This is a genomic window from Pseudomonas sp. ACN5, from assembly GCF_002303975.1.
GTDB classification, from domain to species: domain Bacteria; phylum Pseudomonadota; class Gammaproteobacteria; order Pseudomonadales; family Pseudomonadaceae; genus Aquipseudomonas; species Aquipseudomonas laurylsulfatiphila.
In genome coordinates this window covers 115,119-127,558 of the sequence record NZ_MRCP01000002.1, presented here as the reverse complement: position 1 = coordinate 127,558, position 12,440 = coordinate 115,119, and the positions used below count along the sequence as shown (strand labels likewise).

Sequence of the window (12,440 nt, the reverse complement as noted above, 5' to 3'; positions counted from 1 at the left end):
ACTATGCAACGCTACTCGGGCTTCGGCCTCTTCAAACACTCTCTCAGCCACCATGAAAACTGGCAGCGCATGTGGCGCACGCCGACCCCGAAAAAGGTCTACGACGTGGTCATCGTCGGCGGTGGCGGGCATGGCCTGGCCACGGCTTACTACCTGGCCAAGGAGCACGGCATCACCAACGTGGCCGTGGTCGAGAAAGGCTGGCTGGGCGGCGGTAACACCGCGCGCAACACCACCATCGTGCGCTCCAACTACCTGTGGGACGAGTCGGCCCACCTGTACGAACACGCGATGAAGCTGTGGGAAGGCCTGTCCCAGGACCTGAACTACAACGTGATGTTCTCCCAGCGCGGTGTCTACAACCTGTGCCACACCCTGCAGGACATCCGCGATTCCGAGCGTCGGGTCAGCGCCAACCGCCTCAATGGCGTGGACGGCGAGCTGCTCGATGCCAAGCAAGTGGCTGACGAGATCCCGTACCTCGACTGCTCGAAAAACACTCGCTATCCGGTGATGGGCGCAACCGTCCAGCGTCGTGGTGGCGTGGCCCGTCACGACGCCGTGGCCTGGGGCTTTGCCCGGGCCGCTGACGCCCTTGGCGTGGACCTGATCCAGCAGACCGAAGTGATCGGTTTCCGCAAGGAAAACGGCGTGTGCATCGGCGTGGAAACCAACAAAGGCTTCATCGGCGCCAAGCGTGTCGGTGTGGTGACTGCCGGCAACTCCGGGCACATGGCCAAGCTCGCCGGTTTCCGCCTGCCGATCGAATCCCACCCGCTGCAAGCGCTGGTGTCCGAACCGATCAAGCCAATTATCGACAGCGTGATCATGTCCAACGCCGTGCACGGCTACATCAGCCAGTCCGACAAGGGCGACCTGGTGATCGGCGCCGGTATCGACGGCTACAACGGCTACGGCCAGCGTGGTTCGTACCCGGTGATCGAGCACACCATCCAGGCCATCGTCGAGATGTTCCCGGTGCTGTCGCGCGTACGCATGAACCGTCAGTGGGGCGGCATCGTCGACACCACCCCGGATGCCTGCCCGATCATTTCGAAAACCCCGGTACCGAACATGTTCTTCAACTGCGGTTGGGGCACCGGTGGCTTCAAGGCCACACCTGGCTCGGGCAACGTGTTTGCCGCAAGCCTGGCCAAGGGCGAAATGCACCCGTTGGCCGCACCGTTCTCCATCGACCGTTTCCACAACGGTGCGCTGATTGACGAACACGGCGCTGCTGCCGTCGCCCACTAACAGGAGAAATTTCCTATGTTGCATATCTTCTGTCCTCACTGCGGCGAACTGCGCTCCGAAGAGGAATTCCATGCATCCGGCCAGGCGCACATCCCGCGTCCTCTGGACCCGAACAGCTGCACCGACGAGGAGTGGGGCGACTACATGTTCTTCCGCGATAACCCACGCGGTCTGCACCACGAGCTGTGGGATCACGTCGCCGGTTGCCGTCAGTACTTCAACGTCACCCGCGACACCGTGACCTACGAGATTCTTGAAACCTACAAGATCGGCACCAAGCCACAATTCACCGACAAGACCGATAGCCCGAAAGCGGCCAGCACGGCTCTGGGAGAGAAGGTATGAGCCAGATCAATCGCCTGTCCAATGGCGGACGGATCGACCGCAACAAAGTCTTGAGCTTCACCTTCAACGGCCAGAACTACAAAGGCTTCGAAGGCGATTCCCTGGCCGCTGCACTGCTGGCCAACGGCGTCGACATCATCGGTCGCAGCTTCAAGTATTCCCGTCCACGCGGCATCTTCGCCGCCGGTGCCGAAGAACCGAACGCGGTGCTGCAGATCGGCGCCACCGAAGCCACGCAGATCCCGAACGTGCGCGCCACGCAACAGGCGCTGTATCAAGGCCTGGTCGCCACCAGCACCAATGGCTGGCCGAGCGTGAACAACGACATGATGGGGATTCTCGGCAAGGTCGGCGGCAAGCTGATGCCGCCGGGTTTCTACTACAAAACCTTCATGTACCCGCAATCGTTCTGGATGACTTACGAGAAGTACATCCGCAAGGCTGCCGGCCTGGGCCGCTCGCCGACCGAGAACGATCCGGACACCTACGACTACATGAACCAGCACTGTGACGTGCTGATCGTCGGCGCTGGCCCTGCCGGCCTGGCGGCTGCACTGGCGGCTGCGCGCAGCGGTGCCCGTGTGATTCTGGCTGACGAACAGGAAGAGTTCGGCGGCAGCCTACTCGACTCCCGCGAAAGCCTCGACGGCAAGCCGGCGACCGAGTGGGTCGCCAGTGTCATCGACGAACTGAAGAACACCCCGGACGTGCTGCTGTTGCCGCGCGCCACCGTCAATGGCTATCACGACCACAACTTCCTGACCATTCACGAGCGCCTGACCGATCACCTTGGCGACCGCGCACCGATTGGCCAGGTGCGTCAGCGTATTCACCGGGTTCGTGCCAAGCGTGTGGTGCTGGCGACCGGCGCTCACGAGCGTCCACTGGTCTACGGCAACAACGACGTGCCGGGCAACATGCTTGCTGGCGCCATCTCGACCTACGTGCGTCGTTACGGTGTGGCACCGGGCAAGAAACTGGTGCTGTCGACCAACAACGACCACGCCTACCGCGTTGCCCTGGATTGGCTCGACGCCAGCCTGCAAGTGGTGGCCATCGCCGATGCCCGCAGCAACCCGCGTGGTGCGCTGGTGGAAGAGGCGCGTGCCAAAGGCATCCGCATCCTCACCGGCAGCGCCGTGATCGAGGCCCGTGGCAGCAAGCGCGTGACCGCTGCCCGTGTGGCCGCCATCGATGTCAAGGCCCACGCCGTGACCAGTCCTGGCGAATGGCTTGAATGCGACGTAGTGGCCAGTTCCGGTGGTTACAGCCCGGTGGTTCACCTGGCTTCGCACTTGGGTGGCAAGCCGATCTGGCGCGAAGACATCCTTGGTTTCGTACCGGGTGAAGCGCCGCAGAAACGCGTATGCGTCGGTGGCATCAACGGTGTCTACGGCCTTGGCGATTCTCTGGCTGACGGTTTTGAAGGTGGCGCCCGTGCCGCTGCCGAAGCCGGGTTCCAGACGATTGAAGGTGTGTTGCCAAAAGCCTTGAGCCGTCTCGAAGAGCCGACCCTGGCGCTGTTCCAGGTCCCCCATGAAAAGAACACCGCACGTGCGCCGAAGCAATTCGTCGACCTGCAAAACGACGTCACCGCCGCCGCCATCGAACTGGCGACCCGCGAAGGCTTCGAGTCGGTCGAGCACGTCAAGCGCTACACCGCACTGGGCTTCGGCACCGATCAGGGCAAGCTCGGCAACGTCAACGGCCTGGCCATCGCCGCCCGTTCGCTGAACGTGACCATTCCGCAGATGGGCACCACCATGTTCCGTCCGAACTACACGCCGGTGACTTTCGGCGCCGTGGCCGGTCGTCACTGTGGGCACATCTTCGAGCCGGTGCGTTACACCGCGCTGCATCAATGGCACCTGAAAAACGGCGCCGAGTTCGAAGACGTCGGCCAGTGGAAACGTCCTTGGTACTTCCCGAAATCCGGTGAAGACCTCCACGCCGCGGTCAAGCGCGAATGCAAAGCCGTGCGCGACAGCGTCGGTCTGCTGGATGCTTCGACCCTGGGCAAGATCGATATCCAGGGCCCGGATGCACGCGAGTTCCTCAACCGCGTCTACACCAACGCTTGGACCAAGCTTGATGTGGGCAAGGCGCGCTACGGCCTGATGTGCAAAGAAGACGGCATGGTGTTCGACGACGGCGTGACGGCCTGCCTGGCCGACAACCATTTCGTCATGACCACCACCACCGGCGGCGCGGCACGCGTGCTGCAGTGGCTGGAGCTGTACCACCAGACCGAATGGCCGGACATGAAGGTGTACTTCACTTCCGTGACCGACCACTGGGCGACCATGACCCTGTCCGGGCCGAACAGCCGCAAGCTGCTCAGCGAAGTCACCGACATCGACTTGAGCAGCGAAGCCTTCCCGTTCATGACCTGGAAAGAAGGCCTGGTCGGCGGTGTGCCGGCGCGGGTGTTCCGGATTTCGTTTACCGGTGAACTGTCGTACGAAGTCAACGTGCAAGCCGACTATGCGATGGGTGTGCTGGAAAAAATCGTCGACGCCGGCAAGAAGTACAACCTGACTCCGTACGGCACCGAAACCATGCACGTGCTGCGGGCCGAGAAGGGCTTCATCATCGTCGGTCAGGACACTGACAGCTCGATGACCCCGGACGACCTGAACATGGGTTGGTGTGTCGGTCGCACCAAACCGTTCTCGTGGATCGGCTGGCGTGGCATGAACCGCGAAGACTGCGTGCGTGATCAGCGCAAACAGCTGGTTGGCCTGAAGCCGATCGATCCGAACAAATGGCTGCCGGAAGGTGCGCAACTGGTGTTCAACACCAAGCAAGCCATCCCGATGACCATGGTGGGTCACGTGACTTCCAGCTACCTGCACAACTCCCTGGGCTATTCGTTTGCCATGGGCGTGGTCAAGGGCGGGTTGCAGCGGATGGGCGAGCGCGTGTTCGCACCGCTGGCCGATGGCAGCGTGATCGAGGCGGAAATCGTTTCTTCGGTGTTCTTCGATCCGAAGGGTGAACGCCAGAACGTTTAAATGGCCTCGGGTCCTGTGGGCGCGCCGTGAAACCGCGTCGTCTGCATCGCGAGCAAGCTCGCTCCCACAGGATTGAAGTCGCCAGAAAAATTTGTGCCAGGCATCAGTCCAATGTGGGAGCGAGCTTGCTCGCGATGGCGATAGAGCAGCCACCACAAGGGCCGGAACCAACAGAATTCAGAACAGGTGCTTTATGACCGCAGCCAATGTTTACCAACAACGCCCAACCACCGGGGCCAAGGCCGAGTCGTCGTTGCATCATGCCGACCTCGCCAGCCTGGTGGGCAAGGGTCGCAAGAACGCCGGCGTGACCGTGCGTGAGAAAAAACTCCTCGGCCACCTGACCATTCGTGGCGACGGCCACGATGCCGCGTTCGCCGCCGGTGTGCACAAGGCTCTTGGCATTGAGTTGCCGGGTGCATTGAGCGTCATCGTCAAAGGCGAGACCAGCCTGCAGTGGATGGGGCCGGATGAATGGCTGCTGATCGTGCCGACCGGTGAAGAGTTTGCCGCCGAACAGAAACTGCGCGAAGCACTGGGCGATTTGCACATTGCAATCGTCAACGTCAGCGGCGGCCAGCAACTCCTCGAACTGAGCGGCCCGAACGTGCGCCAGGTGCTGATGAAGTCCACCAGCTATGACGTGCACCCGAACAACTTCCCGGTGGGCAAAGCGGTCGGCACGGTGTTCGCCAAGTCGCAACTGATGATCCGTCACACCGCCGAAGACACTTGGGAACTGCTGATTCGTCGCAGCTTCTCGGATTACTGGTGGCTGTGGTTGCAGGATGCATCTGCCGAGTATGGCCTCAGCGTTCAGGCTTGATCACCCCTGTCACTGTAGGAGCGAGCCTGCTCGCGATGGACTTCAAGGCAACGCGTTGAATCAGAAAGTACGCGTCATCATTGGCCTCCATCGCGAGCAGGGCTCGCTCCTACAGTAGGCATCCACCGATCTCACAGGAGTCACCGCACCATGAGCCGCGCCCCAGACACATGGATTCTGACCGCCGACTGCCCCAGTGTCCTCGGCACCGTGGATGCGGTGACCCGCTTTCTGTTCGAGCAGGGCTGCTACGTCACCGAACACCATTCCTTTGATGACCGGCTCTCGGGCCGTTTCTTCATTCGAGTGGAATTCCGTCAACCCGACGGCTTTGATGAGCAATCATTCCGCGCGGGGCTCGCCGAGCGTGGCGAAGCCTTCGGCATGATCTTCGAACTGACCGCGCCGAACTATCGGCCGAAAGTGGTGATCATGGTCTCCAAGGCCGATCACTGCCTCAACGATTTGCTCTATCGCCAGCGCATCGGCCAACTGTCGATGGACGTGGCCGCGGTGGTCTCCAACCACCCGGACCTCAAGCCACTGGCTGACTGGCACCAGATTCCGTACTACCACTTCCCGCTGGACCCGAACGACAAGCCGTCGCAAGAGCGTCAGGTGTGGCAGGTGATCGAAGAGTCCGGTGCCGAGCTGGTGATCCTTGCGCGCTACATGCAAGTGCTGTCGCCAGAGTTGTGCCGCAAGCTCGATGGCAAGGCGATCAACATCCACCACTCCCTGTTGCCCGGGTTCAAGGGCGCCAAGCCCTATCACCAGGCCTATAACAAGGGGGTGAAACTGGTGGGCGCCACGGCGCATTACATCAACAACGACCTTGATGAAGGCCCGATCATTGCCCAGGGCGTCGAGGCAGTGGACCACAGCCATTACCCGGAAGACTTGATCGCCAAGGGGCGAGATATCGAAGGACTGACGCTGGCGCGGGCGGTGGGTTATCACATTGAGCGCCGCGTGTTCCTTAACGCCAATCGCACCGTCGTTCTTTAGATCGCTTTCGCGAGCAAGCCCGCTCCCACAGGGATTTGTGTGAGTACACAGATCTTAATCACACCAGAGATCAAATGTGGGAGCGGGCTTGCTCGCGAAGAGGCCCTGACAGACAACGCCAAAAAAAACAAAGGCAATAACCCGGGCAATCAACGCGCCGCCGATCCATGGCGACGCGACCGCTACATAAAAACAACAGCGAGGTGAAAGCATGTCTGGCAATCGTGGTGTGGTGTATCTCGGCGCTGGCAAGGTCGAAGTGCAGAAGATTGACTATCCGAAAATGCAGGACCCGCGCGGTCGCAAGATCGAGCACGGGGTCATTCTCAAAGTGGTTTCCACCAACATCTGTGGTTCCGACCAGCACATGGTGCGCGGGCGTACCACGGCGCAAACCGGCCTTGTGTTGGGCCATGAAATCACCGGCGAAGTGATCGAGAAGGGCAGTGACGTCGAGAACCTGAAAATCGGCGACCTGGTGTCCGTACCGTTCAACGTGGCTTGCGGGCGCTGCCGTTCCTGCAAGGAAATGCACACCGGTGTGTGCCTAAGCGTCAACCCGGCTCGCCCAGGCGGTGCTTACGGTTATGTCGACATGGGTGACTGGACCGGCGGCCAGGCGGAATACGCCATGGTGCCGTATGCCGATTTCAACCTGCTGAAACTGCCGGACCGCGATCGGGCGATGGAAAAAATCCGCGACCTGACCTGCCTTTCCGACATCCTGCCGACTGGCTATCACGGTGCCGTGACTGCCGGCGTAGGCCCAGGCAGCACCGTGTATATCGCGGGTGCCGGTCCGGTCGGTCTGGCGGCGGCGGCTTCGGCTCGCCTGTTGGGCGCGGCGGTGGTGATCGTCGGTGACGTCAACACCGTTCGCCTGGCGCACGCCAAGGCCCAGGGCTTCGAGATCGCCGACCTGTCCCTGGACACGCCGCTGCACGAACAGATCGCTGCACTGCTGGGCGAGCCGGAAGTTGACTGCGCCATCGACGCTGTCGGCTTCGAAGCCCGTGGCCATGGCCATGCCGGCGTGAAACACGAAGCGCCGGCCACCGTCCTCAACTCGTTGATGGGCGTGGTGCGTGTGGCCGGCAAGATCGGCATTCCCGGCCTCTATGTGACCGAAGACCCGGGTGCTGTCGACGCTGCCGCGAAAATGGGCAGCCTGAGCATCCGCTTCGGGTTGGGCTGGGCCAAGTCCCACAGCTTCCACACCGGCCAGACCCCGGTCATGAAGTACAATCGCGCGCTCATGCAAGCGATCATGTGGGACCGTATCAACATCGCCGAAGTGGTGGGCGTTCAGGTGATCAGCCTGGATCAGGCTCCGCAGGGTTATGGCGAGTTTGATGCCGGCGTGCCGAAGAAGTTTGTGATCGATCCGCACAAGATGTTCAGCGCTGCTTAAGCGTTCGGGCAATACCAGAACGGCGACCTTCGGGTCGCCGTTTTGTTTGGGCTGTTACTCAGAACTGGTGATTCACGCCAGGATCAAAAGATCGCAGCCTTCGGCAGCGCCTACAGAGTCGCGACAAGCTCGCAGGGCCGGGAACAATCCTTGAGAGCGTCAGTCCAATGCACAGTTTTTTGCCGCCCATTGCCGGGCGGTGTTCATCGAGGATGTCTGAATGAAGATTTCACGCGGTTTTGCACTGGCATCACTCCTGACCCTGGCTGCCAGCCCGGCCTTTGCACAGTTCAACCTGAGTGATGCTGCCAGTGTCATTGCCGGCATGAAGGGCGATGACGCGACCGCGACCGCGACCGCGACCGCCGCACCGACGCCGCAGACAGCCGATTTGCTGAGCACCCTCAGTGAATTGGACATCACCCCACAGCAAGCCATTGGCGGCGCCGGGGCGATGCTGGGCCTGGCGAAGAACCAGTTGAGTTCGACCGACTACTCGGAACTGGCCAAAAGCGTGCCGGGTATCGACATGCTCTCGGGCGGCGGTGAGTTGGGTGCGCTGGCCGGCCTGCTCGGCTCCGGCGGCAAAGCTGCAGGGCTGGATAATGCCCTGGGCAACGTCAAGGACAGCAACGACCTGAACAACGCCTTCAGCGCCCTGGGCATGGACAGCGGCATGATCGGCCTGTTTACCCCGGTGCTCTTGCAGTACCTCGGTCAGCAGGGCGTCGGCGGTACGCTGCTGAGCAGCCTGGGCAACATCTGGGGCGCCGGGGCCGGCACCGGTAGCTGAATCAGTAGCGCTCGGCGCGCAAGGCGTCGATGCGCCGGTCCTTCTCGATCCAGAGCTGGTTGACCCAGTTCTGGATCTTCTCGCGAAACACCGGATCGTTTTCGTAATCGCCCTGCCACAGCGCCGGGTCGAGTTCGCGGGTCTTGATGTCGATGATGACCCTTGGCACATTGCCGCTGATCAGGTCCCAGAACCCCGGAATCTTCTGCTGCGGGTAAACCACTGTCACATCGAGAATGGCATCCAGCTGTTCGCCCATTGCCGCCAGCACGAATGCCACGCCGCCAGCCTTGGGCTTGAGCAGGTGAGTGAAGGGTGACTGCTGTTGAGCGCTTTTCGCTGCGGTGAAGCGCGTACCTTCCAGATAGTTGACCACCGTCACCGGCTGGCGCTTGAACAGCTCGCAGGCCTTTTGGGTGATCTCCAGGTCCTTGCCCGCCAGCTCCGGGTGTTTGGCCAGGAACGCCTTGCTGTAGCGCTTCATGAACGGGTAATCCAGCGCCCACCACGCCAGACCCAGGAAGGGCACCCAGATCAGCTCTTTCTTGAGGAAGAATTTGAAGAACGGCGTGCGCCGGTTCAGCGTCTGGATCAGCGCCGGGATGTCGACCCAGGATTGATGGTTGCTGATTACCAGATACGAGGTATCGCGGCGCAGATCTTCACCGCCACGGATGTCCCATTGAGTGGGGATGCAGACGCGGAAAATCAGCTTGTCGATTTCCGACCAGGTTTCGGCGATCCACATCACGGTCCAGGACGCGTAGTCGCGAAAACGGCCGGGCAGGATCAGCTTGAGCAGGGCAAACACCAGCAATGGCCCGATCAGGACCAGGGTGTTGAGCAGAAGCAGCAGGGTCACGAAACAGCCGGTGAGCAGGCGGCGCATAAGTCACTCGTCGAAGCGGTTGGGCGCGCCATGATAAGCAGCTTCGGGGGACAGGCCAAATCGGGGGTGACGAATGTTTCACCTCCGGGGCGGTAACCTTGGGGGAACGATCAAGCGAACAACGGTCTAAAATCCGGCAGTTCACTCTTATGGAAGCCCAGTACGTGAAATCCCTCCTTGCAGTGCTCTCCCTCATCGCTTTGCCGGTCATGGCCGCCGAGCCGACCCTGTACGGGCGTTACGAATACATCGCCCTGCCGGAAATCGGCGGGCAAGTCCTCAAGGCGAAAATGGACACCGGCGCCCTGACCGCATCCCTGTCGGCCAAGGACATCGAAACCTTCAAGCGTGACGGCGAAGACTGGGTGCGTTTCCGCCTCGGCACCAAGGATGCGGGCAACCAGGTCTACGAACACAAGGTCGCGCGCATCAGCAAGATCAAGACCCGCTCTGAAGAGGACGAGGAGGACAGCGAAGTTGTCGCGCCGAGCAAGCGTCCGGTGGTCGATCTGGAGCTGTGCCTGGGCAACGTCAAGCGCACCGTGGAGGTCAACCTGACGGACCGCAGCAGCTTCAACTACCCGTTGCTGATCGGCGCCAAGGCGTTGCGCGAGTTCGGTGCGGCGGTGAACCCGGCACGGCGGTTCACGGCGGACAAGCCCGATTGCTGATTGACGGGGTGTGAGGCTTGGGGCACCGTTCGCCCACATCCCTGCCGGGCTCGGACGCCATGCCTCATATCCTGATTGTCGAAGACGAAGCGGCCATTGCCGACACCCTGATTTTCGCCCTGCAAGGCGAGGGCTTCACCACCACATGGTTGAGCCTTGGCGCGGCGGCGCTGGAGCATCAGCGTCAGACTCCGGCGGATCTGATCATTCTCGATATCGGCCTGCCGGACATCAGCGGCTTCGAAACCTGCAAGCAACTGCGGCGCTTCAGCGAAGTGCCGGTGATGTTCCTCAGTGCCCGGGATGGCGAGATCGATCGCGTCGTGGGCCTGGAAATCGGCGCCGACGATTACGTGGTCAAGCCGTTCAGCCCGCGGGAGGTGGCGGCGCGGGTCCGGGCGATTCTCAAGCGCATGGCGCCCCGCACGGTGAGCGAACCATCGACGACGCTGTTTCGTATCGATAGCGACCGTGTGCAAATCAGTTATCGCGGTCAACTGCTGACCCTTACCCGCCATGAATTCCGCCTGTTGCAATGCCTGCTGGAACAGCCCGAGCGCGTCTTCAGCCGCGAACAGTTGCTCGATGCCCTGGGCGTGGCCGCCGACGCCGGTTACGAGCGCAGCATCGACAGCCATATCAAGAGCGTGCGCGCCAAGTTGCGACGGGTGAAGGCTGACGCCGAACCGATCCAGACCCACCGCGGCCTTGGCTACAGCTACAGCCCGGGGCACAGCTGATGCCGCTGGGAATCCGGTTCTTCCTGGTCTACGCACTGTTCATCGGCCTGACGGGCTACTTTGTGCTCAACACGGTCATGCAAGAGATCCGCCCGGGCGTTCGCCAGTCCACCGAAGAAACCCTGGTCGATACCGCCAACCTGATGGCCGAGATCCTGCGCGACGATTTCAAGGCCGGCACTCTCAATCAGAACCGCTGGCCGCAACTGCTCAAGGCTTATGGTGAGCGCCAGCCGGCGGCGAAAATCTGGGGCTTGCCGAAGAATCAGGTCAACCATCGCATCTACGTCACCGACGCCAAGGGCATCGTCGTGCTGGATTCCAGCGGGGTGGCGATGGGGCAGGATTACTCGCGCTGGAACGACGTCTACCTGACCCTGCGCGGCGAGTACGGTGCTCGCTCCACCCGCAGTGACCCGAAGGATCAGGGGTCTTCGGTGATGCACGTCGGCGCGCCGATTCGCGACAACGGCCAGATCATAGGCGTAGTCACAGTGGCCAAGCCAAACAGCTCGTTGCAGCCTTATGTGGATCGCACGGAACGCCGGTTGCTGGCGTATGGCGTCGGGCTGATCGGCCTCGGTTTGCTGTTCGGCGCGTTGTTGTCCTGGTGGTTGAGCCGCGCCCTGCGCAGATTGACGGCGTACGCTCAAGGCGTCAGTGCAGGCCGGCGGGTTGAAGTGCCGCACTATCGCGGTGGTGAGCTGGAACAATTGGCCACGGCGGTGGAGCAGATGCGCACGCAGCTTGAAGGCAAGGCCTACGTCGAGCGTTACGTGCACACACTGACCCACGAGTTGAAGAGTCCGCTGGCAGCCATTCGTGGCGCGGCGGAACTGTTGCAGGGCGAAATGCCGCCGATCCAGCGACAGCGTTTCGTCGGCAACATCGACAGCGAAAGTGCGCGCATGCAGCAGTTGATCGAGCGGCTGTTGAACCTGGCCCAGGTCGAGCAGCGCCAAGGGCTGGAGGAGCGGGTAGCGGTGCCGCTGGCGAAGTTGGTCGATGAATTGCAGAGCGCTCAGGCGGCGCGCATCGAAGGCAAGCAGTTATGTGTGGAGCAAACCATTGCAGCGGATCTGACCGTGACCGGTGAGCCATTCCTGTTGCGTCAGGCGCTGGGAAATCTGCTGGAGAACGCTCTGGATTTCACCCCGGCTCGTGGCTTGCTGCGATTCAGTGCCACAAAGATCGGTGAGCAAATCGAATTCAAGCTTTTTAACCAGGCCGAGGCGATTCCAGACTATGCGTTGCCGCGCTTGAGCGAGCGCTTCTACTCACTGCCGCGTCCGGACAGTGGGCGAAAAAGCACAGGGTTGGGGCTTAACTTCGTTGAAGAGGTGGTCAAGTTGCATGGTGGGGAGATGAGTGTCGGTAATGTCGACTGTGGTGTAGAGGTCACGTTGCGCCTGCCTTAGGACCGAGTCGCGGCCATCGCGAGCAGGCTCGCTCCCACATGGGATCTCCCGCGAACACAAAATATATGCGA

At 61.5% G+C, this 12,440-nt stretch carries 11 protein-coding genes; 10 read left to right on the top strand and 1 reads right to left on the bottom strand.

The features are described from left to right. Positions 1-3 precede the first annotated feature (3 nt). From BSF40_RS03715 to BSF40_RS03685, 7 genes are all read left to right on the top strand, one after another. Positions 4-1,254, top strand: coding sequence for a sarcosine oxidase subunit beta (locus BSF40_RS03715; protein ID WP_007980419.1), 1,251 nt, complete (start codon positions 4-6; stop codon positions 1,252-1,254). A 15-nt stretch (positions 1,255-1,269) separates the two neighbouring features. Continuing rightward, positions 1,270-1,599, top strand: a complete 330-nt coding sequence (locus BSF40_RS03710; RefSeq protein ID WP_007980417.1) for a sarcosine oxidase subunit delta — start codon at positions 1,270-1,272, stop codon at positions 1,597-1,599. Beyond that, the gene (locus BSF40_RS03705; protein WP_007980415.1) at positions 1,596-4,613 is read left to right on the top strand and encodes a sarcosine oxidase subunit alpha; all 3,018 of its coding nucleotides are present in this window, start codon (positions 1,596-1,598) and stop codon (positions 4,611-4,613) included. The genes BSF40_RS03710 and BSF40_RS03705 overlap by 4 nt, the downstream gene beginning before the upstream one ends. A 193-nt stretch (positions 4,614-4,806) precedes the next feature. Further along, a complete protein-coding gene (locus BSF40_RS03700; protein WP_095964132.1) occupies positions 4,807-5,439 on the top strand; it encodes a sarcosine oxidase subunit gamma in 633 nt (210 codons plus the stop codon). A 150-nt stretch (positions 5,440-5,589) separates the two neighbouring features. Continuing rightward, positions 5,590-6,447 carry a formyltetrahydrofolate deformylase gene (gene purU / locus BSF40_RS03695; protein ID WP_007981374.1) on the top strand — a complete coding sequence of 286 codons (858 nt, stop codon included), beginning with the start codon at positions 5,590-5,592 and terminating at the stop codon, positions 6,445-6,447. A gap of 211 nt (positions 6,448-6,658) precedes the next feature. After that, positions 6,659-7,858: a formaldehyde dehydrogenase, glutathione-independent gene (fdhA, locus tag BSF40_RS03690; protein WP_095964131.1), complete on the top strand. Its 1,200-nt coding sequence runs from the start codon at positions 6,659-6,661 to the stop codon at positions 7,856-7,858. A gap of 220 nt (positions 7,859-8,078) precedes the next feature. Then, the gene (locus BSF40_RS03685) at positions 8,079-8,651 is read left to right on the top strand and encodes a DUF2780 domain-containing protein (protein WP_095964130.1); all 573 of its coding nucleotides are present in this window, start codon (positions 8,079-8,081) and stop codon (positions 8,649-8,651) included. Position 8,652: 1 nt separating this feature from the next. Here the strand turns inward: BSF40_RS03685 and BSF40_RS03680 are convergent, their stop codons facing one another. Beyond that, positions 8,653-9,540 carry an acyltransferase gene (locus tag BSF40_RS03680; protein ID WP_095964129.1) on the bottom strand — a complete coding sequence of 296 codons (888 nt, stop codon included), beginning with the start codon at positions 9,538-9,540 and terminating at the stop codon, positions 8,653-8,655. A 164-nt stretch (positions 9,541-9,704) separates the two neighbouring features. Here BSF40_RS03680 and BSF40_RS03675 point away from each other — a divergent pair, with 164 nt between their 5' ends. The 3 genes from BSF40_RS03675 to creC are packed head-to-tail and all read left to right on the top strand — an operon-like array spanning position 9,705 to position 12,369. Beyond that, complete coding sequence (locus tag BSF40_RS03675; RefSeq protein ID WP_095964434.1) at positions 9,705-10,211, top strand: ATP-dependent zinc protease; 507 nt, start codon at positions 9,705-9,707, stop codon at positions 10,209-10,211. Positions 10,212-10,270: 59 nt separating this feature from the next. After that, the gene (gene creB / locus BSF40_RS03670) at positions 10,271-10,951 is read left to right on the top strand and encodes a two-component system response regulator CreB (protein WP_095964128.1); all 681 of its coding nucleotides are present in this window, start codon (positions 10,271-10,273) and stop codon (positions 10,949-10,951) included. Next, positions 10,951-12,369, top strand: a complete 1,419-nt coding sequence (gene creC, locus BSF40_RS03665; protein ID WP_095964127.1) for a two-component system sensor histidine kinase CreC — start codon at positions 10,951-10,953, stop codon at positions 12,367-12,369. The genes creB and creC overlap by 1 nt, the downstream gene beginning before the upstream one ends. The last annotated feature ends 71 nt before the right edge of the window (positions 12,370-12,440 follow it).